At 55.8% G+C, this 22,416-nt stretch carries 22 protein-coding genes; 14 read left to right on the top strand and 8 right to left on the bottom strand.

Going from position 1 to position 22,416, the window contains the following annotated elements; all coding sequences use genetic code 11:
- Positions 1-49: 49 nt before the first annotated feature.
- Complete coding sequence (locus NR795_RS16085; protein ID WP_257758725.1) at positions 50-2,086, top strand: hypothetical protein; 2,037 nt, start codon at positions 50-52, stop codon at positions 2,084-2,086.
- Positions 2,087-2,088: 2 nt separating this feature from the next.
- On the opposite strand, the gene NR795_RS16080 is transcribed toward NR795_RS16085, so the two are convergent.
- Complete coding sequence (locus tag NR795_RS16080; protein ID WP_257758724.1) at positions 2,089-3,150, bottom strand: AI-2E family transporter; 1,062 nt, start codon at positions 3,148-3,150, stop codon at positions 2,089-2,091.
- A 155-nt stretch (positions 3,151-3,305) separates the two neighbouring features.
- Between NR795_RS16080 and NR795_RS16075 the strand changes: the two genes are divergently transcribed.
- On the top strand, positions 3,306-4,514 hold the full coding sequence (locus tag NR795_RS16075; RefSeq protein ID WP_238082549.1) for an MFS transporter: 1,209 nt from the start codon (positions 3,306-3,308) through the stop codon (positions 4,512-4,514).
- Between the two features lie 82 nt (positions 4,515-4,596).
- Here the strand turns inward: NR795_RS16075 and NR795_RS16070 are convergent, their stop codons facing one another.
- Positions 4,597-5,154: a DcrB family lipoprotein gene (locus NR795_RS16070; protein WP_144817987.1), complete on the bottom strand. Its 558-nt coding sequence runs from the start codon at positions 5,152-5,154 to the stop codon at positions 4,597-4,599.
- Between the two features lie 72 nt (positions 5,155-5,226).
- Positions 5,227-5,892 (bottom strand): 7-cyano-7-deazaguanine/7-aminomethyl-7-deazaguanine transporter, encoded by a 666-nt coding sequence (locus tag NR795_RS16065; RefSeq protein ID WP_144817988.1) that lies wholly within the window; start codon positions 5,890-5,892, stop codon positions 5,227-5,229.
- Between the two features lie 167 nt (positions 5,893-6,059).
- On the opposite strand from NR795_RS16065, the gene tusA reads away from it, so the two are divergent.
- From tusA to NR795_RS16045, 4 genes are all read left to right on the top strand, one after another.
- Positions 6,060-6,305 (top strand): sulfurtransferase TusA, encoded by a 246-nt coding sequence (tusA, locus tag NR795_RS16060; protein WP_154056941.1) that lies wholly within the window; start codon positions 6,060-6,062, stop codon positions 6,303-6,305.
- 173 nt (positions 6,306-6,478) lie between these two features.
- Positions 6,479-7,450, top strand: coding sequence for a TRAP transporter substrate-binding protein (locus tag NR795_RS16055; protein ID WP_144817989.1), 972 nt, complete (start codon positions 6,479-6,481; stop codon positions 7,448-7,450).
- 25 nt (positions 7,451-7,475) lie between these two features.
- Complete coding sequence (locus tag NR795_RS16050; protein WP_257758723.1) at positions 7,476-7,985, top strand: TRAP transporter small permease; 510 nt, start codon at positions 7,476-7,478, stop codon at positions 7,983-7,985.
- A 10-nt stretch (positions 7,986-7,995) separates the two neighbouring features.
- Positions 7,996-9,282 (top strand): TRAP transporter large permease, encoded by a 1,287-nt coding sequence (locus tag NR795_RS16045; RefSeq protein ID WP_257758722.1) that lies wholly within the window; start codon positions 7,996-7,998, stop codon positions 9,280-9,282.
- Positions 9,283-9,360: 78 nt separating this feature from the next.
- Here NR795_RS16045 and zntA read toward each other — a convergent pair whose 3' ends face one another.
- The 4 genes from zntA to rsmD form a co-directional block, all read right to left on the bottom strand.
- On the bottom strand, positions 9,361-11,547 hold the full coding sequence (gene zntA, locus NR795_RS16040) for a Zn(II)/Cd(II)/Pb(II) translocating P-type ATPase ZntA (protein ID WP_257758721.1): 2,187 nt from the start codon (positions 11,545-11,547) through the stop codon (positions 9,361-9,363).
- Between the two features lie 73 nt (positions 11,548-11,620).
- Complete coding sequence (locus tag NR795_RS16035) at positions 11,621-12,247, bottom strand: lysoplasmalogenase (RefSeq protein ID WP_042393226.1); 627 nt, start codon at positions 12,245-12,247, stop codon at positions 11,621-11,623.
- A 103-nt stretch (positions 12,248-12,350) separates the two neighbouring features.
- Positions 12,351-12,620 carry a DUF1145 family protein gene (locus tag NR795_RS16030; protein WP_103820374.1) on the bottom strand — a complete coding sequence of 90 codons (270 nt, stop codon included), beginning with the start codon at positions 12,618-12,620 and terminating at the stop codon, positions 12,351-12,353.
- Complete coding sequence (gene rsmD, locus NR795_RS16025; protein WP_144817994.1) at positions 12,614-13,225, bottom strand: 16S rRNA (guanine(966)-N(2))-methyltransferase; 612 nt, start codon at positions 13,223-13,225, stop codon at positions 12,614-12,616. Before rsmD ends, NR795_RS16030 begins: the two co-directional genes overlap by 7 nt.
- Positions 13,226-13,428: 203 nt before the next feature.
- Here rsmD and ftsY point away from each other — a divergent pair, with 203 nt between their 5' ends.
- The 8 genes from ftsY (at position 13,429) to NR795_RS15985 (ending at position 21,535) form a co-directional block, all read left to right on the top strand.
- On the top strand, positions 13,429-14,895 hold the full coding sequence (gene ftsY, locus NR795_RS16020) for a signal recognition particle-docking protein FtsY (RefSeq protein ID WP_257758720.1): 1,467 nt from the start codon (positions 13,429-13,431) through the stop codon (positions 14,893-14,895).
- A gap of 2 nt (positions 14,896-14,897) precedes the next feature.
- Entirely contained in the window at positions 14,898-15,566 is a 669-nt protein-coding gene (ftsE, locus tag NR795_RS16015) for a cell division ATP-binding protein FtsE (RefSeq protein ID WP_042393218.1), read from the top strand.
- Positions 15,559-16,608, top strand: coding sequence for a permease-like cell division protein FtsX (gene ftsX / locus NR795_RS16010; RefSeq protein WP_144817996.1), 1,050 nt, complete (start codon positions 15,559-15,561; stop codon positions 16,606-16,608). Before ftsE ends, ftsX begins: the two co-directional genes overlap by 8 nt.
- Before the next feature lie 276 nt (positions 16,609-16,884).
- Positions 16,885-17,739 carry an RNA polymerase sigma factor RpoH gene (gene rpoH / locus NR795_RS16005; protein ID WP_042393216.1) on the top strand — a complete coding sequence of 285 codons (855 nt, stop codon included), beginning with the start codon at positions 16,885-16,887 and terminating at the stop codon, positions 17,737-17,739.
- 137 nt (positions 17,740-17,876) lie between these two features.
- Positions 17,877-19,142 (top strand): 4-aminobutyrate--2-oxoglutarate transaminase, encoded by a 1,266-nt coding sequence (locus NR795_RS16000; protein WP_257758719.1) that lies wholly within the window; start codon positions 17,877-17,879, stop codon positions 19,140-19,142.
- 197 nt (positions 19,143-19,339) lie between these two features.
- Positions 19,340-20,440 carry a branched chain amino acid ABC transporter substrate-binding protein LivJ gene (livJ, locus tag NR795_RS15995; RefSeq protein ID WP_144817998.1) on the top strand — a complete coding sequence of 367 codons (1,101 nt, stop codon included), beginning with the start codon at positions 19,340-19,342 and terminating at the stop codon, positions 20,438-20,440.
- Positions 20,441-20,743: 303 nt separating this feature from the next.
- The gene (locus NR795_RS15990) at positions 20,744-21,013 is read left to right on the top strand and encodes a DUF1778 domain-containing protein (protein ID WP_144817999.1); all 270 of its coding nucleotides are present in this window, start codon (positions 20,744-20,746) and stop codon (positions 21,011-21,013) included.
- Between the two features lie 3 nt (positions 21,014-21,016).
- A complete protein-coding gene (locus NR795_RS15985) occupies positions 21,017-21,535 on the top strand; it encodes an N-acetyltransferase (protein WP_257758718.1) in 519 nt (172 codons plus the stop codon).
- A 3-nt stretch (positions 21,536-21,538) separates the two neighbouring features.
- Here the strand turns inward: NR795_RS15985 and panM are convergent, their stop codons facing one another.
- Entirely contained in the window at positions 21,539-21,925 is a 387-nt protein-coding gene (gene panM / locus NR795_RS15980; RefSeq protein ID WP_144818001.1) for an aspartate 1-decarboxylase autocleavage activator PanM, read from the bottom strand.
- Positions 21,926-22,416: the final 491 nt, after the last annotated feature.

Below are 22,416 nucleotides of genomic sequence, written 5' to 3'. Positions count from 1 at the left end.
GTTAGTGTATCGAAAGCCGTAGCTAACAACGCATGACTATGGTGGCAGATTGCCTAAGGCTGCGGACTATGCAAAAATCAGGTGGTTAAAAAATAAAGTATCTTTTTCACTTATCCAATTGATAAAAAAGGTTTTTATGCGAGAGGCGTTTCCTGATAGCCATGCATTTTTTTCAGAAGTGGGCGCATGGCTGGGTCTGATTGATAAGAATCTTAACGCCGTAACGCTGCTTATTGCGGAGCAGCAGGTAGCCCGCGACGAGTTAATAAAAACCCGGCTTGTTGAGCTCTTTTGTCAGGGTTACCAGTCTCGGGCGTGGCCGCTTATTACAGGTTACCTTGAGCAAATTGAACTGCTGATTAACCAGCTTTGGCAAAGCGAGTTAACAGTTGAATATCCTGAAGAAAAATTTAATGAGCGTCTTTTCTTTTTCTTTATGCTGCCCTATCTCCGCCAACTTGCGCATATCTTGCAGCCCTTAGAAATTCACCGTGAAGAGCGGATTTTACTGAGGGTGATTCTTGCACTTTTTGAGGCGTTAATTGAGGATCCTGATCATGCGCTGCACGTGCACTTAGCCAGGCAACTTAAGAAAATTATCCCGTTCTCTTTTGGCAAGGCGCTTAAAGATAATGCCGATCGAAATTCCATAGCGAAAGAGTTTACTTTCTGCCGGGTGGGCTGCTCTGAAAGTCTTGAAGAGATCGAACGAGAGATTAAAGAAAGTAATAGACGATTGAGGGGAGAACATCTTAGTTCTGAAGATGTGTACGACATTGCCGAGCAGTATAAAACTTTTCAGCTGGCGGGCCTTTTTGTTAGAAATATTTTTAAAAGTCTGCGCGGTACGCTACCCAAGAAAATCCTGCTTGATCGAGAAGTAGCGACAATTTGCCAGAGCGATATATTGATGTTACTCCAGCAAATTGTGGCAAATCCTCTTGATATGACTGAAGATGAAGCCAAAATGGCGGAACTGCAGTATGGATTACTCACGCTGGTGCTTCCGGATCGTACGCTCTACCTCGATGTAATTAACAGCTTTCCACAAGACGATGCGTTACGGCTGGGAAGAGCAGCAGACTTCTTCTTACGCTGCCGCTGGCTTGGCCACGCAAAGCGCCATGAAGCGCTACAGGCATGGATTACGCTATTTCACCAAGACCGAGGCATTGAGGAACATATTTCACAGTCTAAAACACGGATTAACGCGCTTCTAAAATATGTTTTTTCTCCCTCTGTTCATATTGGTGCAGCTAGCTGGCAATTTAACCTGCAACGCCTAAACAGCTATCTAAGAAAATATTTTGCCCTGAACGTTAGCGAAGAGAGCAAGGAGTACCTTCTGACGCTGCGGCAGATCCGCGACGAACATAAACAGCCATTGCTTTCTCGTATCATTGCCATTCTGCTAGTCGGGATATTTCATAATTTGCAGATAAAAAGATCTCCGCGTCACTACAATGGGTTACTGAAATTTATCGCCGTAAATACGCGCTATGCCATGACCTTTACGTTGGTTGAGACCGTGCTGGGTCTACAGGATGACCGATACTGTGACATTATTCAGGTAGAAGGTACGACTGGTTTCAATCCCAGCTTACGTATCGAGATAAGCCAACCTAACTTGGCTTTTACTATGGCGCTAAAAGAATTTAACCAGCTACTGAGCGGAGCAGGTCTTTATGCATTGCCTCTATTAGACAAGTTTGTTCAGGTAGAGGACTATTTTCAGCGTAGCTATTTAACCCAAGGTACGTTGCATCCTTCTGAATCATTAACTACCTTACGCAACTGCTACAAAGAGAGCGTGTTTGGCTTCGATCCGGTAACGCTTTACGATCTGGTTTTTAAAGCAGAAGCGTACCTGAAAATTTTCGCTATTGATTTAAGTCCATGTAGCTGGTTGAAAGACATCTTCTTTCGCCTTTCACTGCTTCAGAGGATTGATCCGCAGGCAACCAATATCAACGTTCTGCTTCGGGATATAAGAACGCCAGCGGTACGCATCCCCGAGATTGCCTCTATCAAATTGACCTTGCCTGCTTTCCCGCCGCCAGCACAGCAAGCGGCGGGAAAGGACTAAGATTACCCTGGTAGCTTACTCTTTGGCCGTCCTGGACCCAGCAGGATGGCCAGCTTGCTGCCCCCTTTGGTGGTCTCCATCCAGATTTTACACACGCTGGTGAGCGGGACCGAGAGAAGCATGCCCACCGGTCCCAGCAGCCATCCCCACACCAGCAGCGAGAGGAACACCACCAGTGTAGACATCCCCAGCCGGTGGCCCATCATGCGCGGTTCAAGGATGTTGCCCAGCAGCATATGCACGACCAGGAAGAGTGCGCCGACCATGAAAAATTCATAGTAGCCGTTGAACAGCAGCGCCTGAATCATCGGCGGGATAGCCGACAGCACGGAGCCGATATTGGGCACGTAGTTCAGCAGGAATGCCAGCACGCCCCACATCAGGGCAAACTGAACATCCAGCAGCATCAACCCCAGCCAGATAATTACCCCGGTCCACAGGCTAATGAGTGTCTTGAGCGCCAGATAGTGCGAAACGCCTTTCAGTGCCCGATGCAGGCCCGCGATGTGGATCTGCGGATTATTCAGCGCGAAGCGCAGCTTGTAGGGCACGTGACGAACTTCAAACAGCATAAACACCACCGTCATTACCAGCAGAACGACGCTGGCCATGGCGTTAGAGAGCTGCGCCATCAGCGTGGTGGCGAAGGTCATCATCTTATCGGAGTCCATGCGCTGCAGCATACGCTCCGGCGAGATGTGCAGATTCAAAAAAGGCAGCGCCTGCTGGAGGGCGACAATTTTGCGCGTTAACTCCCGGTTATATTTCGGTAGCAGATTAATAAAGTCGGTTGTCGAAGCAGCGAGCACGCCAAACAGGGCGGTAAGCACCACCAGCATCACCACCACCACGATAGTTATTGCGAGGGGGCGTTTAATTCCACGACGTAAAAACCAGGTGACCAGAGGATTAAGAACGATAGCAAAGAAGAGCGCCAGCAGAAGCTGGACGATAATATCGGCCGCCGCATGGATACCCGCAAGGATAATCACCAGCGCGGCCAGTTTGACAAGAATGTGCAGTCCTGCTTTATCACCAGATTTTTCAGGCAATATGTTGAGCATGTTGAATTCCTTTTATCGCTGTGCACGTTAAGTGTAGTGCCTTGTTGGGGCTTCGTTTAAGACGGATAATCTTATTGTGAAGGCTGATTTTCACGCCTCGCCGTGGTAATAGTGAAACACTCCTGTAAAGAACCGTTGTAAAACTGGTGAGCTTGATGCCTGAACCCGTCGCCGACCCGGCGCTAAGCGGAGTGCGCCTTAACCTGCGCATTATCTCCGTCGTTATATTTAACTTCGCAAGCTACTTCATTATTGGTCTGCCGCTGGCCGTACTGCCGGGCTATGTCCACGACGTTATGGGGTTTAGCGCCTTCTGGGCAGGGCTGGTGATCAGCCTGCAATATTTCGCCACGCTGTTGAGCCGCCCGCACGCCGGGCGCTATGCCGATAGTCTGGGGCCAAAAAAGATCGTGCTCTTTGGCCTGTGCGGCTGCTTTCTGAGCGGCGTCGGCTACCTGCTGGCGAGTATAGGCAGCGGCTGGCCCATCGTCAGCCTGGCACTGCTCTGCGTCGGCAGGGTGATCCTCGGCGTAGGTCAGAGCTTTGCCGGTACCGGCTCGACGCTTTGGGGCGTAGGCACGGTGGGGTCGCTGCACATCGGCAAGGTCATCTCCTGGAACGGTATCGCCTCCTATGGCGCGATGGCGCTCGGCGCACCGCTGGGCGTGCTCTGCTTTCACTACGTTGGCCTGACCGGACTGTCCCTCACTATCATGGCCGTGGCGCTGGTGGCGTTCCTCTTTGCCCTGACTCGTCCGGCGGTGAAGGTGAGTAAAGGCAAGCCGCTGCCGTTTCGCGACGTACTGGGGCGGATCTGGCTCTACGGCATGGCGCTGGCGCTGGGCTCTGCCGGATTTGGCGTTATCGCTACTTTTATTACCCTTTTCTACGATGCGAAAGGCTGGGATGGTGCGGCCTTTGCCCTGACGCTCTTTAGCTGTGCATTTATCGGCGCACGCCTCTTTTTCCCCAATAGCATCAGCCGGCTAGGTGGCCTCAACGTGGCGCTGATCTGCTTTGCGGTTGAGACGCTGGGATTAATGCTCACCGGCCTTGCCTCTGCGCCCTGGATGGCGAAAGTCGGCGTGCTGCTGGCGGGGGCGGGGTTCTCGCTGGTCTTCCCGGCGCTGGGCGTCGTGGCGGTTAAAGCGGTGCCGCAGCAGAATCAGGGCGCGGCGCTGGCGACCTATACGGTGTTTATGGACCTGGCCCTGGGCATCACCGGGCCGGCGGCCGGGCTGCTGATGGCGTGGACCGGCGTCTCGTCAATCTATATTGCGGCGGCTGGGCTGGTAGCGGTGGCGTTGCTGCTGGCGTGGCAGTTAAAAAAACGGCCTCCAATGGAGACCGTTTCCGAGTCGTAGGCCCGGCAAGCAGCGCGCCGCCGGGCGTTACATACAATTAGTTAATCAACAATTAGTTAATCAACAATTAGTTAATCAACAATTAGTTAATCACGATAGTGTTGATAATATTCTCTGCTGCGCTCTGCGCCTGCTGCTGGTTTTCTGCCGGCAGCGTGACCTGGATGGTCAGCAGCTTGCCATCAACCTTACCCAGCACCACGGAGGACCAGGCGGTCTGGCCTTTTGCGGAGATGATGCTGTCCAGCTGCTGCAGCGTGTGACCTTTCACCTCGATGGATTTATTGGTCACCACCTGCAGCTGCGGATCGCGGCTGCGCTGCTGCTCTTCCAGACGTTTCGTCAGCACCGGCAGCTCTTCATTGGTGGTATCACCAACGATCACAATCACCGCTTTCTGGCCGGTGGCGTCGGAGTAGACGTGCATATTATTCGCCTGGGTACCCAGCTTTCCGCTCTGATCGCTCATGTCGGCAGGCAGGGAGAAGGTCACCTTGCCATCCAGCAGGCTCACCGGCTGACCGGTCGCGTTGCTCTCCGACGCGGCACCCTGTGCAGGCGTTTTCGCATCGTTGTTATCACAGGCCGCCAGCCCTAACACCAGCAGGCCAATCCCGACATACTTAACCAGATTGCGCATTGACTTCTTCCTTTCAATAAACGGCCAAAACGGCTCATAGGCCCATCTTATCACAAGTTAGAAGGCGTACCTTTAACTGGCCTGCAACGCAGAAATTTCAGATTTATCCGCCAGTCTTTTCAGGCACATATTCAGCAATACGCCATACATCGGCAAGAAGAACAGAATGCTGATAAGCACCTTAAAGCTGTAGTCTACCAGCGCGATTTCGGTCCAGTGCTGGGCCATAAACGCGTCCGGGCTACGCCAGAAGGCGATAAAGAAGAAGGCAACGGTATCGCTGGCGTTACCGAACACGGTGGAGACGGTCGGGGCAAGCCACCAGCGGCGATTCTGACGCAGGCGGTTAAAGACGCGCACGTCGAGGATCTGCCCCAGGGTATACGCCATAAAGCTTGCGGCGGCGATGCGGGCGACGAACAGGTTAAAGTGTGTCAGCGCGCCAAAGCCCTGCCAGCTGCCCATATAAAACAGCGACGAGACGATATAGGAGATAATCAGCGCCGGGATCATGACGGCAAAGATGATCCGCCGGGCGAGCGGTGCGCCAAAAATACGCACGGTCAGGTCGGTGGCGAGGAAGATAAAGGGAAAGCTAAACGCGCCCCAGGTGGTATGGAAACCAAACACCGAGATCGGCAGCTGTACCAGATAGTTGCTGGAGGTGATCACCAGCAGATGAAAAAGCGATAGCCAGAACAGCGCCTTCATGCGCTGAGATTGCGAGAACTGCGTCATATTGTGACCTTTTTATGAGTTGGGGTGAGGGAACCCAATTTGAACCGCCGCATCATACTGCTTTAGCACCACTTTGCAATGGTTAAAATGCACGCAATCGTTAACATGGTTTGCATTGCGATGATCGCGGCGTAAACTACAGCGGTTTTTGACGGAATGAGCTAAAAATGACCGATCTCTTTACTACGCCAGACCATACCCTTGACGCTCAGGGGCTGCGCTGCCCGGAACCTGTGATGATGGTACGTAAAACCGTACGCACCATGCAGGCCGGGGAAACCTTGCTGATTATCGCCGACGATCCCGCTACCACGCGCGATATTCCCGGATTTTGCCGCTTTATGGAGCACGAGCTGGTCGCCCAGCAGGTGGAGGCGCTGCCGTACCGTTATCTGCTGCGTAAAGGGCAATAACACCGTTTATTAACATCATTTGGACTACCGTTGTCACATAATTGAACCATCGTTTCACAATCTTATTACTTTTGTGAACCGCTTCACCTCTGCTTCTCCAGGCGTAGTGTAGTTTTTAAGCGTAAAAATAAAACGCTGTTTGCCGCTTACCTCACTACCCTGGAGTTGACTCAATGAAAACGACCTTGAAGCCGTTGTTAGCCGCTCTGTGCCTGACTGCTTTTGCCTCCTCTGTTGCTGCTCAAACCATCAAAGCTGCCGATGTTCATCCGCAGGGTTATCCCAACGTGGTGGCCGTAGAGCAGATGGGCGAAAAGTTGAAACAGCAAACCGACGGTAAGCTGGAGATCAAAGTCTTCCCTGGCGGCGTACTTGGGGATGAAAAGCAGATGATCGAGCAGGCGCAGATGGGCGCTATCGACATCATCCGCGTCTCCATGGCACCGGTGGCGGCGATCCTGCCGGACATCGAAGTCTTTACGCTGCCCTACGTCTTCCGCGATGAAGACCACATGCACAAAATTATCGACGGTGATATCGGCAAGCAGATCGGCGAGAAGCTCACCGCCAACCCGAAATCCAGGCTGGTATTTCTCGGCTGGATGGACTCCGGCACCCGCAACCTGATCACCAAGGATCCGATTGTCAAACCAGAAGACCTGAAGGGCAAAAAGATCCGCGTGCAGGGTAGCCCGGTGGCGCTGGCCACGCTGAAAGATATGGGAGCTAACTCGGTGGCGATGGGCGTGAGCGAGGTCTACAGCGGCATGCAAACCGGTGTGATTGACGGAGCAGAGAACAACCCGCCGACCTTTGTGGCCCACAACTATATGCCGGTGGCAAAAAACTACACCCTCAGCGGCCACTTCATTACCCCAGAGATGCTGCTCTACTCCAAAGTGAAGTGGGACAAGCTCAGCGCTGACGATCAGAAAAAAATCCTCACCCTGGCCCGCGAAGCGCAGTTTGAACAGCGCAAGCTGTGGAATGCCTATAACCAGCAGGCGCTCGACAAGATGAAGGCGGGCGGCGTCCAGTTCCACGACATCGACAAATCGGTCTTTATCAAAGCGACAGAGCCGGTGCGCGCCCAGTATGGCGATAAGCATCAGGATCTGATGAAAGCCATCGCCGACGTTAAGTAAATCAGACCCGTTTTGTGGAGGACGTATGTCCGAACGCTACCTGAAGTGGATGGACCGTCTGTACCTGCTTGCGATGGTCGTAGCGGGCGCGGCGCTGCTGGTGATGACTATTGTGATCCCCATTGGCATCTTCTCGCGCTACGTGCTTAACCGCGGTGAGTCCTGGCCGGAGCCAATCGCCATTATCTGCATGGTGACCTTTACCTTTATCGGCGCGGCGGTCAGCTACCGCGCCGGGTCACACATTGCGGTGAACATGCTTACCGACCGGCTGCCCGCAGCGCTGCAGACCCTGTGCGCTCGGGTGGTGGATCTGCTGATGCTGGGGATCTCCCTGATCATTTTCTGGTACAGCTTCTGGCTGTGCGTGGAGCTGTGGGAGCAGCCCGTCGCCGAGTTCCCGATCCTGACCTCCGGGGAGAGCTATCTCCCGCTGCCGCTGGGGTCGGCGATCCTGATCCTGTTTGTACTTGAGCGCCTGCTGTTTGGATCGCAGGAAAATCGTCCGGTCGTGCTGCTCGGTAACCATACTTAAGGGGTGAAAGATGGATGCGTTTGTTTTGTTGTTCACCCTCGCCATCTTGCTGGCGCTGGGTATGCCGGTGGCCTTCGCCGTTGGGCTAAGTGCGGTCGCTGGTGCGCTGTGGATCGATCTGCCTCTTGAGGCGCTGATGATCCAGATCACTAGCGGGGTGAACAAGTTTACCCTGCTGGCGATCCCGTTCTTTATCCTGGCGGGCGCGATCATGGCGGAAGGGGGCATTGCCCGGCGTCTGGTTAACTTTGCCTACGTCTTTGTCGGCTTTATTCGCGGCGGCCTGTCGCTGGTGAATATCGTCGCCTCGACCTTTTTCGGTGCGATTTCCGGCTCGTCGGTAGCGGACACGGCCTCTATAGGCAGCGTGATGATCCCGGAGATGGAGAAGAAAGGCTACCCGCGTGAGTACGCGGCGGCGGTGACCGCCAGCGGCTCGGTGCAGGCCATTCTCATTCCACCCAGCCATAACTCGGTGATCTACTCTCTGGCGGCGGGGGGCACGGTCTCTATCGCTACCCTGTTCATCGCTGGGGTGTTACCGGGACTGCTGCTCGGGCTGTGCCTGATGATCCTCTGCCTTGGCTTTGCCCATAAGCGCGGCTACCCGAAAGGGGAGCGGATCCCGTTTAAGCAGGCGCTGAAGATCCTGTTCGATGCCCTGTGGGGGCTGATGACGGTAGTGATCATTCTCGGCGGCATCCTGTCGGGGATCTTTACTGCCACCGAGTCGGCGGCGGTGGCCTGCCTGTGGGCCTTCTTCGTGACCATGTTTATCTACCGCGACTACAAGTGGAGCGAGCTGCCGAAGCTGATGTGCCGTACGGTAAAGACCGTCACCATCGTGATGATCCTGATCGGTTTTGCGGCAGCGTTCGGCGCGGTCATGACCTATATGCAGCTGCCGGTGCGCATCACCGAGTTCTTCACCTCGCTGTCGGATAACAAGTACGTCATTCTGATGTATCTCAATATCATGTTGCTGCTGGTGGGCACGTTGATGGATATGGCCCCGCTGATCCTGATCCTGACCCCGGTGCTGCTGCCGGTGACCAACTCTTTGGGGATCGATCCGGTGCACTTCGGCATGATCATGATGGTTAATCTCGGGATCGGGCTGATCACACCGCCGGTTGGCTCGGTGCTGTTTGTTGCCAGCGCGGTGAGCAAGCAGAAGATCGAAACGGTAGTAAAGGCAATGATGCCCTTCTACGCCATGCTGCTGGTGGTGCTGGCAATGGTGACCTATATCCCGGCGATTTCGCTGTGGCTGCCGGGAGTATTAGGGATGCAGTAAGCGTGAAGCCCGGCGGCGCTCTGCTTGCCGGGCCTACAAAACCGTAGGCCGGGTCAGGCGAAGCCGCCACCCGGCGTTTCACCGCCCGCGTAACAAACGTAACGCGTTCGCCGTTACCAGCACCGTTGCGCCGGTGTCGGCGAGCACCGCCAGCCAGAGTCCGGTGATCCCCAGCAGCGTAGTCACTAAAAATATGCCCTTCAACCCCAGCGCAATGGCAATGTTCTGCCGAATGTCAGCGTGCGTTGCTCGCGCCAGGGTAATCATCTCTGCCAGTCCGGTCAGCCTGCTGTGGGTCAGCGCCGCGTCGGCGGTCTCCAGCGCCACGTCGGTGCCGCTGCCCATCGCGATACCGATAGTGGCCGCCTTCATTGCCGGGGCGTCGTTAATGCCGTCTCCAACCATCGCCAGCGGCGCACGATCGTTTAGCGCGGTGACCGCCGCGACTTTATCTTCCGGCAGCAGCCCGGCTTTGAACTCAAGCCCCAGTTCGCCAGCAACCGCCGCCGCCGCGCGTGGGTTATCGCCCGTCAGGATCGTCCCCTGCACGCCCAGCCGATGTAGGTCAGCAACCGCCTGCCTTGCATCATCACGCAGGGTGTCCCGCAGCGCCAGCACGCCTTTTAGCTCGCCATCTTCAGCAACAATAACCACCGTCTGCCCGGCCGCTTCCAGGGCGTGAATGCGCTCGCTCAATTCGACAGCCGCAAACTTACCTGCCGCGCAGATCAGCACTTTTTTGCCCTCGACGTCGGCCTCTATACCCGATCCCACCAGCGCGCGCTGCGCCGTGGCGCGTGGGATCGCCAGCCCGCGAGCCTCGGCTTCACGCACAATGGCCTGTGCCAGCGGGTGGGTCGAACCCTGTTCAACCGCAGCGGCCAGCGTAAGCAGCGTCTCCTCGCTGGTGTGATGAGGATACATTCCCGTGATCTGCGGTTTACCCAGCGTCAGGGTGCCGGTTTTATCGAAGGCGATATGCCGCACGCGCCCGAGCTGCTCCAGCGCTGCGCCGCCCTTAATCAGCGCACCCCGGCGTGCCGCTGCCGCCAGCCCGGAGGTGATCGCCGCTGGCGTGGAGATCACCAGCGCACACGGACAGCCGATGAGCAGCAGGGTCAGCCCTTTGTAGATCCAGCCTTCCCACGGGGCGCTGAAGAGCAGCGGAGGCACAACCGCAACCAGCAGGGCGATGAGCATAACAATAGGGGTATAGATGCGGCTGAAGCGATCGATAAAGCGCTCAACAGGGGCGCGGCGCTCCTCGGCCTCCTCGATCAGCCTGAGGATACGGTCAATCGCGCTGTCGCCCGGCTCTGATAGCACGTTAAGCTGGACCAGACGATCCACGCTGGTGGCCCCGGCAGGCACCTTTTCCCCGGCGGCGCGCGCCACGGGAATGGACTCGCCAGTCAGGGCGCTCTCATCAAAACTGGCGTCAGCACTAAGCAGCGCCCCATCGGCAGGCAGGCGGCCGCCAGCGGCGACCTCAATCACATCGCCTGGCCGCAGCGAATCTATCGCCACCGTTTTACGTTCGCCGTTAACGACTAAAGTCGCGGTCTCGGGCTTAAGCGCCACCAGAGCGCTGACGCCCTTCCGCGCCCGGCTGGCAGCCCAGCCCTCAAGACGCTCACCGACTAAAAATAGCAGCAGCACCATCGCCGCCTCTGCCGTTGCGCCGATAAACAGCGCCCCGATGGCCGCCACGCTCATCAGCGTCTCAATGGCAAACCAGCTGCCGCTTCTCATCAGGCGCAGCGCCTGGCGGGCGATAGGGTAGAGGCCGACGAGGGTGGTGGCGATAAAGGCCAGATTACCGAGCGGGTGGTTGACCTGCTCCAGCGCCCAGCTCAGCGTCATCATGACGATCAGCGTGATAAGCGCCAGGTTTTCCTGCAGGAAAGACCTCTTCTCGACCGGGGCTGATTCGCTGCGCAGAGAGTAACCGGCGTTTCTGACCGCGGCCTCTACCTGAGCGCTAACGTTGCCCGAGGCGTTAACCAGCAGCTTCTCGGTGGCGAACAGCACCTGAACCTGTTCAACGCCGGCAACCTGCCTGACCGCGTTTTCCACTTTGCGCGCGCAGGCGGCGCAGTCCATGCCGTTAACCACCCAGCTGTAACGATCGCCACTCGCCGGCAGGGGGGCGGTACGCTGCGTTTCGCACGCTTCCGCACAGCAGCACTCCTCCTGGACCGGCGCAGGGGCGGGCTTAAACGCCGTAAACTGTGGCGCTTTTTTGGACTTTTCAGGAACAGACATAACGTCCTCCGGTCAATGATAATTTTCTCATTAACCAGAGGATACACTCTGGAGTCGACTCCAGAGTCAAGCGTTAAATGTAGAGGGAGCGAACAATCAGGAAGTGACCGGCAAAATAGCAGGCGCTAACAATGGCGCTGTCTGCTTTGAAGCGGCGGCGGTAGTGGCTGCCCAGCCAGACGATATTGCTCAACAGCAGCAGGACGGCACCAACAAACGCCGACAGCGCCGGGCTAGTCGGACGGAAGAACCACAGCTCGCCAGCCAGCCAGACCATCACCAGCGTCATCGCGATAAAGGTGCAGATAGGCCAGCGTAGCTCCTCAAGTCGCGTCCAGATCGTGGCGATCAGCAGCACTCCAATCACCAGCAACGCCAGCGGCAGTGGCCAGAAGAAGCTGAGCGTCATCTGGCTGGCGAAGTAGATGGTGTAAAGCAGATGCGCGAGGAAGAACGCCCCGATAGCGTAGAGCAGCTGCTGGCGCGGCAGCAGGGTTAGCGCATCGCCCACCAGGGTCGCACAGAGACCGGCCAGCACCAGATAGCTGACGGCGTTGAACATCGGTGCCTGCCAGGCCAGCAACAGCAGCAGCAGCAGCGTGACGGGTTTAAAGACCCAGCGTTGCCAGGCGGGCCCGCGATAGGACGCGTCCACGTAGAGCCAGGCGGAAAAACATACGGCGATAAACGACCAAAGCATCTTAATTCCTTGAATTCGTTACTGTCTCATGGGCGTTATGCCCACACCCTTGCTATTCAGTGTAGTGGCCGTGACGGACAGATGACAACGCGGGTCCGTCCGATTACTTCTTCTGCTTAAGCCTTTTCTGCCACACCAGCAGCTCAAAGACGCCAAACAGAAAGATGCGCCACTGCTCGGCGGCGGTCATCTGCGGGCCATCTTTTGGCAGGGCGGTCTTCATCATTACCATCTGTAAGGCATGCATAAAGGCGGTGAAAACCAGCGCCACGTTAACAAAGATGTTCAGCGGACGCGGGAAGGGGTGAACCAGGTTAAGGATCAGAAATGCCCAGACGCACAGCATCATCAGGCGGCCTAAATTAATCAGCATGTTACGCTCCCTGTACGTAGCGATGATAAAGGTACGTGCCGGTGATAGAGGCGGTAAGCCACCTGTCCGGCTATCTTTTCACGGTGCAGATCCCAATGTGTCGGCACGGGCGGCAGCCCGCTTTCCACTTCGCTCTCTACATAGATTAGCGCGTCATCCGCCAGCCAGCCGTTATTTTCCAACAGCCGCAGCGTCTCGTCGAGCAGGCCCTTACGAAACGGCGGATCGACAAAGACGATATCATGCGGGGTTCCGCTCTGATTGAGGAACGTAAGCGTATTGTCGTTAACAACTTTGCCCTGGGTGGCGCTCAGCGTCGCCAGGTTCTGTTGCAGCTGGCGGGCAACGCCGCGCTCCATCTCTATCAGCGTCGCAGAGGCCGCGTAGCGCGACAGCGCCTCCAGGCCCAGCGCACCGCTGCCGGCGAAGCAGTCGAGGCAGCGGGCGTCTACCATTGAGGGAGCCAGCCAGTTAAACAGGGTCTCTCTGACGCGATCCGTCGTTGGACGCAGGCCGGGGCTGTCCGGAACCGGTAGTTTGCGGCCGCGCCACTGACCACCAATGATGCGTATCTGGCCGCTGGCGGCTCGGTTGGGTTTTTTCATAATGCTGGCTCTGGTCACAATTTTTAGGCCGCTATTTTAGCGGCGGGCGACGCTGGACGAAACCTTAATCCGCAGGCGGTGCTGTAGAATCAGGAAAGTGTTAGACTAACGAATTACTTACACAATTTTCAGTCCCTGTTTGCGACTAGGTTTAGGACAATACGGGCTGTGCCATGAATTAACCGCGAGGAGTGTAGTCGCAAATGGCAAAAGAGAAAAAACGGGGTTTCCTCTCCTGGCTGGGCTTAGGCCCAAAAGAGGAGCCGCAGCAGGCAGAGCCTGAGCAGCAGATTGAACCGCAGCCGGAAGAGCCGATCCAGCAGCAGGCGGTTGTTGAACAAGAAATTGAAAAAGAAGTAGAGGCCGAAGCAAAAGCGGAGCCTGCCCCACATAGCGAAGCCGAATCGGAAGCTTTTGCCGCCGACGTCGTCGAGGTGACGGAGCAGGTAGTTGCCCGGGAAGAGGTTGCAGAAACGGCGCCGGAAGCGGTTATAGAAGAGCCAGCCGCGCCGCAGGAAGCGCCTCTGCACGCTCAGCCGCCGGTGTACCTTGCCGAGGAAGCGCTGCCGCAGGCGGAAGAGGTTGCCCCCATTGAGCCGGAAGCAGAAGAGTGGTTAACCGAAGACGATCAGCGTGAACTCACCGACGAGGAGCTGGAAGCCGCTGCGCTCTCTGCGCCTGCCGAGGAGGAGATCGTTCTGGAGGAGGAGCCCGTTGAGGTCGCACCTCTGGAGCAGGAGAAGCCCACCAAAGAGGGGTTCTTTGCGCGTCTGAAACGCAGCCTACTGAAAACGAAAGAGAATCTCGGTTCCGGATTTATCAGCCTTTTCCGCGGCAAAAAAATCGATGATGATCTGTTCGAGGAGCTGGAAGAGCAACTGCTGGTGGCGGACGTTGGCGTTGAGACGACGCGTAAAATTATCGCCACGCTGACAGAGAGCGCCAGCCGCAAACAGCTGCAGGATGCCGAGGCGCTCTACGGCCTGCTGAAGGCGGAGATGGGCGATATTCTCGCAAAAGTTGATGCGCCGCTTAATATTGAAGGCAAAACGCCATTTGTTATTCTGATGGTGGGCGTCAACGGCGTCGGGAAAACCACGACCATCGGTAAGCTGGCCCGTCAGTTTGAACAGCAGGGTAAATCGGTGATGCTGGCTGCAGGGGATACTTTCCGCGCGGCAGCGGTTGAGCAGCTCCAGGTGTGGGGCCAGCGCAACAATATTCCGGTGATTGCCCAGCACACCGGTGCGGACTCCGCTTCGGTCATCTTCGATGCGATTCAGGCAGCGAAATCACGCGGCGTTGACGTGCTGATCGCCGATACCGCCGGTCGCTTGCAGAATAAAGCGCACCTGATGGAAGAGCTGAAAAAGATTGTCCGCGTCATGAAAAAGCTGGACGTTGATGCGCCGCACGAAGTGATGCTGACCATTGATGCCAGCACCGGGCAGAATGCAGTAAGCCAGACCCGCCTGTTTAACGAAGCGGTAGGCCTGACGGGGATCACTCTGACCAAGCTGGATGGTACAGCGAAGGGCGGGGTAATCTTCTCCGTCGCCGACCAGTTCGGGATCCCTATTCGGTATATCGGGACTGGCGAGCGTATAGAGGACTTGCGTCCGTTTAATGCGGGCGATTTTATAGAGGCACTTTTTGCCCGAGAGGATTAACAATGATTCGCTTTGAACACGTCAGCAAGGCCTATCTCGGTGGGAGACAAGCGCTGCAGGGGGTGACCTTTCACCTGCAGCAGGGCGAGATGGCATTTCTGACCGGCCACTCTGGCGCAGGGAAAAGTACGCTGCTCAAGCTGATCTGTGGTATTGAGCGGCCAAGCGCCGGGAAAATCTTCTTTGGGGGGCATGATATCAGCCGCCTGAAGAACCGCGAAGTGCCGTTTCTGCGTCGGCAGATCGGCATGATTTTCCAGGATCACCATCTGTTGATGGACCGCACGGTTTACGACAACGTGGCTATCCCGCTAATTATTGCCGGGGCCAGCGGGGATGACATTCGCCGCCGCGTCTCTGCGGCTCTGGATAAGGTCGGGCTGCTGGACAAAGCGAAAAATTTTCCGATCCAACTCTCTGGCGGTGAGCAGCAGCGCGTGGGTATCGCCCGCGCCGTGGTCAACAAGCCTGCGGTGTTGCTGGCGGATGAACCGACCGGTAACCTTGATGAGGCGCTTTCGGAAGGCATTCTGCGCCTGTTCGAAGAGTTTAACCGCGTCGGGGTCACCGTACTGATGGCGACGCACGACATCGGACTGATTTCCCGTCGTTCATATCGGACGCTGAGCCTGAGCGACGGCCATTTGCATGGAGGCCTGGCGGGTGAATAAACGCGACGCAGTAAATCAAATTCGTCAGTTTGGCGGCAAGTTCGATCGCTTCCGCAAGCCTGGCACGGGCGGCAGCCGTCCTCCGTCCGGACGCAGCAAGACACCGCCTAAGCCCGGTTCGCGGAAGAGTAACGTCTTCAATGAGCAGATGCGCTATGCGTTTAGCGGCGCGCTGCAGGATCTCAAGAGCAAGCCGCTGGCAACCTTCCTGACGGTAATGGTGATTGCCATCTCCCTGACGCTGCCCAGCGTCTGCTACATGGTCTATAAGAACGTCAACCAGGCGGCGACCCAGTACTATCCGTCGCCGCAGATCACCGTCTACTTCGATAAGGCGCTGGATGATAACGCCGCCCAGCAGGTAGTAGGCCAGCTGCAGTCGGAGCAGGGGGTGGAGAAGGTCAACTATCTCTCCCGCGAGGACGCCCTCGGCGAGTTCCGTAACTGGTCCGGGTTTGGCGGCGCGCTGGATATGCTCGAAGAGAATCCGCTTCCTGCCGTGGCGGTCGTGGTGCCCAAGCTCGATTTCCAGAGCACCGAGTCGTTGAACACCCTGCGGGATCGTATTACGCGCATCAACGGTATCGATGAAGTGCGTATGGACGACAGCTGGTTTGCCCGCCTGACGGCGCTAACCGGGCTGGTGGGCCGGGTATCGGCGATGATCGGTGTTCTGATGGTGGCCGCCGTCTTCCTGGTGATCGGTAACAGCGTGCGTCTGAGCATCTTCTCCCGCCGCGATACCATCAACGTCCAGAAGCTGATTGGCGCAACCGACGGTTTTATCCTGCGTCCGTTCCTGTATGGCGGGGCGCTGCTGGGCTTTAGCGGAGCGCTGATGTCGCTGATCCTGTCCGAGGTGCTGGTCATGCGGCTCTCTTCTGCCGTAGCCGACGTGGCGAAGGTATTTGGTACCCAGTTCAACCTCGACGGTCTGTCGTTTGACGAATGTCTGCTGCTGCTGCTGGTGTGCTCAATGATCGGCTGGCTGGCCGCCTGGCTGGCGACGGTACAACATTTACGTCACTTTACGCCTGACTAAGCGATTTTTTGATATACTCTTTCCCTGCACTTGATGTCTTGCAGGGAAAGAGTCCCTGTTAACTCTTCTCCCCTGCATCTGTTTTTATCAACGCTGTGTCACAATTTGTGCGTAATCTATTCACACGACGGCATTGAACTTGTGGATAAAATCACTGTCTGATAAAAATGTGGATGATATTCTCGTTGCTCACAATCGCTGGCATGTTTGTGCCTGTTCCTGAAAAGATGAAAGGAACGAACCGCCGCCAGTAAGAAGTCTATTGAGAGGATTTGAATGACCAAAGAAATGCAAACTTTAGCTTTAGCCCCTGTTGGTAACCTGGAGTCGTATATCCGGGCTGCTAACGCTTGGCCGATGTTAACGGCTGATGAAGAGCGGGCGCTGGCTGAAAAGCTGCATTACCAGGGCGATCTGGAAGCAGCTAAAACGCTGATCCTGTCTCACCTGCGCTTTGTTGTTCATATTGCTCGTAACTACTCGGGCTATGGCCTGCCGCAGGCAGACCTAATCCAGGAAGGCAACATCGGTCTGATGAAGGCCGTGCGCCGCTTTAACCCGGAAGTGGGTGTGCGTCTGGTCTCGTTCGCGGTGCACTGGATCAAAGCCGAAATTCATGAATACGTACTGCGTAACTGGCGTATCGTGAAGGTCGCCACCACCAAAGCGCAGCGTAAACTGTTCTTTAACCTGCGTAAATCCAAGCAGCGTCTGGGCTGGTTCAACCAGGACGAAGTCGAAATGGTCGCACGCGAGCTGGGCGTCTCCAGTAAAGACGTGCGTGAGATGGAGTCCCGTATGGCCGCGCAGGACATGACCTTTGATATGTCCTCTGACGACGAGTCCGACAGCCAGCCGATGGCTCCGGTGCTCTACCTGCAGGATAAATCGTCTAACTTTGCCGATGGCATTGAAGATGATAACTGGGAAGAGCAGGCGGCAAACCGCCTGACCGACGCGATGCAGGGTCTTGACGAGCGTAGCCAGGCGATTATTCGCGCCCGCTGGCTGGACGAAGATAACAAGTCCACGCTGCAGGAGCTGGCCGACCAGTACGGCGTCTCGGCTGAGCGCGTACGCCAGCTGGAAAAGAACGCGATGAAAAAGCTGCGCGCGGCTATCGAAGCCTAACTTAAGCGCAGTCACCTGCTAAACCCCTGGATGAAAGTCCGGGGGTTTTGTTTTTTTAGCGCCCGCTCTGGCGAATTTTTAGCCCCTGGCAAACACTTACAGATGCGCTATGCATGGGTATTTCTCAGGGGGACAGGGTGAAAAATAACGAACTAAACGAACGGCGTCTACAGGCGACGCCACGCGGCATCGGCGTCATGTGTAACTTCTTCGCCGAAAGAGCAGAGAACGCCACGCTGTGGGACGTAGAGGGCAACGAGGTGATCGACTTCGCCGCCGGGATCGCGGTACTGAATACCGGCCATCGCCACCCGAAAGTCGTGGCGGCAGTAGAGAAACAGCTGCACGCCTTTACCCATACGGCCTATCAGGTGGTGCCCTATGAGAGCTACGTGACGCTGGCGGAGAAGATCAACGCCCGCGTGCCGGTCGAGGGGCCGGCAAAAACCGCCTTCTTCTCAACCGGCGCGGAAGCGGTTGAGAACGCGATTAAAATCGCCCGCGCCTATACCAAACGCCCCGGCGTAATCGCTTTCGGCGGCGGCTTCCATGGCCGGACCTCAATGACGATGGCCCTGACCGGTAAAGTCGCTCCCTACAAAATGGGCTTTGGCCCTTTCCCCGGTTCGATCTTCCATGCTCAGTACCCCAATGCGGTGCACAATGTCTCAACCCAGGATGCTCTGAACAGTCTGGATCGTATCTTTAAAGCTGATATTGCCCCGGATCAGGTGGCAGCCATTCTGCTGGAACCGGTGCAGGGTGAGGGCGGCTTTGTTATTGCGCCCGATGACTTTATGCAGGGCGTGCGTAAGCTCTGCGACCAGCACGGTATCCTGCTCATCGCTGACGAGGTACAGAGCGGCTATGCCCGTACCGGTAAGCTCTTTGCGATGGAGCACTACAGCGTCAGGCCGGATCTGATCACCATGGCGAAGAGCCTTGCGGGCGGCATGCCGCTGTCGGCGGTCTCCGGTCGTGCCGAGGTGATGGATGCCCCCGCTCCGGGTGGGCTGGGTGGCACCTACGCCGGCAATCCGCTGGCAATTGCCTCTGCGCTGGCGGTGCTGGAGGTCATTGAAGAGGAGCAGCTTTGCGAGCGCTCCCGCGTGCTCGGCGAGGCGCTGGTCGCGGCGCTGAACAACGCCAGGGCCAGCTGCCCGTACATCGCTGAGGTGCGTGCCCTGGGTTCTATGGTCGCCGTGGAGTTTAGCGATCCGCAAACCGGCGAGCCGTCGCCTGCCTTTACCCAGAAAGTGCAGGCCCACGCGCTGGAGGCGGGCCTGCTGCTGCTCAGCTGCGGCGTTTACGGCAACGTGATCCGCTTCCTCTATCCGCTTACCATCCCCGATGCGCAGTTCCGCCGGGCGCTCGATATCATCTCCCGCTCGTTAACACAGTAACTCGCACGCCCGGCGGCAACGATCTGCCGGGCATACACGATTTACATTTCAAAATAGCTATTCCTAAAAGATAAAAATGGGGTATGTTTTAGCATAGTGTGCTGAAAAGGCGCGTACAGCAGACGCATATATGAAATAAAGCGCCATAAAACAACATCACAACAAACGTTACAACCAGAACAATGGGGAATCTCAGGATGAAAATGAAGGGTAAAGCGTTACTGGCAGGATGTATTGCGCTGGCGTTCAGCACCATGGCACAGGCAGACATTAAAGTGGCCGTGGTGGGCGCAATGTCCGGTCCGGTTGCGCAGTACGGCGATCAGGAGTTTACCGGTGCGGAGCAGGCCGTTGCAGACATTAATGCGAAGGGCGGTATCAAAGGCGAAAAACTGCAAATTGTAAAATATGATGATGCCTGCGACCCGAAACAGGCCGTTGCGGTAGCGAACAAAGTGATTAACGACGGCATTAAATATGTTATCGGCCATCTTTGCTCCTCCTCTACCCAGCCAGCTTCTGATATCTACGAAGACGAAGGCATTCTGATGATCACGCCTGCGGCGACCGCGCCGGAGCTGACCGCGCGTGGTTACAAGCTGGTATTACGCACTACCGGTCTTGACTCTGACCAGGGCCCGACCGCGGCGAAATACATTCTGGAAAAGGTGAAACCGCAGCGTATCGCCATTGTTCACGACAAACAGCAGTACGGTGAAGGCCTGGCCCGCGCCGTGCAGGATAACCTGAAGAAAGGCAACGCGAACGTGGTCTTCTTTGACGGCATTACCGCCGGTGAGAAAGACTTCTCCACGCTGGTGGCGCGCCTGAAGAAAGAGAATATTGATTTTGTTTACTACGGTGGCTACCACCCTGAGATGGGCCAGATCCTGCGCCAGGCCCGCGCTGCTGGCCTGAAAACTCAGTTTATGGGCCCGGAAGGGGTCGCGAACGTATCGCTCTCTAACATCGCCGGCGAATCCGCAGAAGGCATGCTGGTAACCAAGCCGAAGAACTACGATCAGGTTCCGGCGAACAAACCGATTGTAGATGCGATCAAAGCGAAGAAACAGGATCCGAGCGGCGCGTTCGTGTGGACCACCTACGCCGCGCTGCAGTCGCTGCAGGCAGGCCTGAATCAGTCTGCCGATCCGGCAGAAATCGCCACCTGGCTGAAAGCCAACTCGGTAGAGACCGTAATGGGCCCGCTGACGTGGGATGAGAAGGGCGATCTGAAGGGCTTTGAGTTCGGCGTGTTTACCTGGCATGCCAACGGTACCGCAACCGACGCCAAATAATTTTCCCGTCGCCTTTCGCGCCGCAGGTGTGTTGGCTGCGTTCCTCAACGCCGGTCACTTACTCATGTAAGCTCCCGGGGATTTCCGAACTTGCCGCCTGCCTGCAACACGAAATGCTGGGGAAAATGGATATGCTAATTTGATCCCGTAGGCCCGGTAAGCGCTAGCGCCACCGGGCTTTTTTATTGTCTTCTCACACGGCAGGCGTTGAATTTTTATACCGACAAGCATAAAATAAATGTACGGTAAATATCCGTACATATACGCTATCATGCTTTCACGCTGATAGCTGGAGAAGACATCATGACGGCACTAAAAAAGCAGCGTATCGATCTGCGTTTAACTGACGATGACAAAAGCATCATTGAGGAGGCTGCGGCCCTGACCAATCAGTCAGTCACTCAGTTTATGCTCACTAGCGCAGCAGAAAGAGCCGCAGAAGTTATTGAGCAGCATCGCCGGGTTATTCTTAACGACGAATCCTGGACCCGCGTCATGGAAGCGCTCGGTAACCCACCCTCACCGAATGAGAAACTTCACCGCGCGGCGAAACGTCTTCAAGACATGGAGTGAACCGTGGAAAACCTGACGATAGAGATCTTCGTAGAGGATGCGGAGTATGACTGGCAGCATTTCGACTGCGGGGAAACGGGTCTCAGTCTCTTTTTAATCGAGCATCTCAAACGGCAGCATGGTGGAAAAATCCTGCGCGCCTATATTCTTCGAACAACAACGCCGGAACGGCGGGTGCTAGGCTACTACACTCTGTCAGGAAGCTGCTTTGAACGTGTTGCCCTGCCGTCAAAGTCACAGCAGAAGAAAATCCCTTACAAAAACGTTCCCAGCGTCACCTTAGGCCGCCTGGCCGTCGATCGCTCTCTGCAGGGAAAAGGGTGGGGTTCGGTATTGGTTTCCCATGCGATGAAGGTAGTCTATTCCGCCTCCCAGGCGGTGGGTATTCATGGTCTATTTGTTGAGGCCATGAATGAGAAAGCGCATGCGTTTTATCTCTCGCTGGGATTTATCCCGCTAACAGGAGAAAACGCGCACGCGCTTTTTTATCCGACAAAATCTATCGAAAGGCTTTTTTCATAGCCGCTACAGCCGCTTCTCCCAGCCGTTCTGCCGCGGGCTAAAGCCCAGCGCCTGGGTAAAGGCAGCCATAACGCTGCGATCTTCGACGCCGACGTCCGCTATCCACCAGCGGGTCACGTCTGGATTGCGCGCCATCGCCTCTTCAATCAGGTACTGCCCTACGCCACGACGACGCGTCACGTCCCGCACGCGCAGAGAATCCAGCGCCCCCTCGCTGCCGCTGAGGGTCACTCGCACCGCCGCCAGCAGTCGCTCATTAAAACGGGCGGCGTAGATCTGGTGCGTATCGTCAACGTTCAGCGACGATGCGGAGTACTCCGGCCAAATTTTAGCTAAATCAATGCGATCCTGGTCGCTAAACGTGTCTAAACGGATGATGGTCAGTTTCATTCACTGCGGGTCCAAATCTCAAAAGATGACAGCAGTGTACTCAATTTCCTTAGCCAGACGCTTTCACTTTTTCGCTGTCGGGATCAGCTGAATACTTTTAACGCAGCCGCTGAAGCAGTTTTAAACGTCAGGGATCGAAAAACAGGCAGTTTATTTATCTATGGAGTAGTGATTTATTCCGCTCTTTGTCCCATTATTTTATGCTGGAAGAGGCGCTTTTTTTTGTTTATCTCTGTATCAATACAGAATATTATCTCTGCTTAATAGCCTGAAAAATAGAGTATTTACTCAGGTTTTACGGTAAAAACTGCGCTAAACCATTAAGCAAGCTGGTAAAAATAGCGTTGTTCAATAAAAGTACAGAATGCTTTTTAACCATAATAAAACAAAATATATACACATCACGACGGTAATGGGGATTTCAGGTTATGAGAAGGAACGCGAAGACGTTGAGCGCGGGTGCGATTGCACGGATAAGGGATTTGAGTTCG

It is taken from the genome of Pseudescherichia sp. L3 (genome assembly GCF_024656065.1).
Lineage (GTDB): Bacteria > Pseudomonadota > Gammaproteobacteria > Enterobacterales > Enterobacteriaceae > Pseudescherichia.
This window is presented reverse-complemented; position numbering and strand designations above follow the sequence as displayed.

Bases quoted from the DNA above. Each gene is read 5' to 3' on its own strand.
- zntA (WP_257758721.1), bottom strand. From the start codon at position 11,547: ATGTCTGTTCCTGAAAAGTCCAAAAAAGCGCCACAGTTTACGGCGTTT.
- NR795_RS16045 (WP_257758722.1), top strand. From the start codon at position 7,996: ATGGATGCGTTTGTTTTGTTGTTCACCCTCGCCATCTTGCTGGCGCTG.
- NR795_RS16080 (WP_257758724.1), bottom strand. From the start codon at position 3,150: ATGCTCAACATATTGCCTGAAAAATCTGGTGATAAAGCAGGACTGCAC.
- rsmD (WP_144817994.1), bottom strand. From the start codon at position 13,225: ATGAAAAAACCCAACCGAGCCGCCAGCGGCCAGATACGCATCATTGGT.
- NR795_RS16055 (WP_144817989.1), top strand. From the start codon at position 6,479: ATGAAAACGACCTTGAAGCCGTTGTTAGCCGCTCTGTGCCTGACTGCT.
- rpoH (WP_042393216.1), top strand. From the start codon at position 16,885: ATGACCAAAGAAATGCAAACTTTAGCTTTAGCCCCTGTTGGTAACCTG.
- panM (WP_144818001.1), bottom strand. From the start codon at position 21,925: ATGAAACTGACCATCATCCGTTTAGACACGTTTAGCGACCAGGATCGC.
- NR795_RS16070 (WP_144817987.1), bottom strand. From the start codon at position 5,154: ATGCGCAATCTGGTTAAGTATGTCGGGATTGGCCTGCTGGTGTTAGGG.
- NR795_RS16035 (WP_042393226.1), bottom strand. From the start codon at position 12,247: ATGCTTTGGTCGTTTATCGCCGTATGTTTTTCCGCCTGGCTCTACGTG.
- livJ (WP_144817998.1), top strand. From the start codon at position 19,340: ATGAAAATGAAGGGTAAAGCGTTACTGGCAGGATGTATTGCGCTGGCG.
- NR795_RS16075 (WP_238082549.1), top strand. From the start codon at position 3,306: ATGCCTGAACCCGTCGCCGACCCGGCGCTAAGCGGAGTGCGCCTTAAC.
- NR795_RS15990 (WP_144817999.1), top strand. From the start codon at position 20,744: ATGACGGCACTAAAAAAGCAGCGTATCGATCTGCGTTTAACTGACGAT.
- ftsE (WP_042393218.1), top strand. From the start codon at position 14,898: ATGATTCGCTTTGAACACGTCAGCAAGGCCTATCTCGGTGGGAGACAA.
- NR795_RS16050 (WP_257758723.1), top strand. From the start codon at position 7,476: ATGTCCGAACGCTACCTGAAGTGGATGGACCGTCTGTACCTGCTTGCG.
- NR795_RS16065 (WP_144817988.1), bottom strand. From the start codon at position 5,892: ATGACGCAGTTCTCGCAATCTCAGCGCATGAAGGCGCTGTTCTGGCTA.
- NR795_RS16030 (WP_103820374.1), bottom strand. From the start codon at position 12,620: ATGCTGATTAATTTAGGCCGCCTGATGATGCTGTGCGTCTGGGCATTT.
- ftsY (WP_257758720.1), top strand. From the start codon at position 13,429: ATGGCAAAAGAGAAAAAACGGGGTTTCCTCTCCTGGCTGGGCTTAGGC.
- tusA (WP_154056941.1), top strand. From the start codon at position 6,060: ATGACCGATCTCTTTACTACGCCAGACCATACCCTTGACGCTCAGGGG.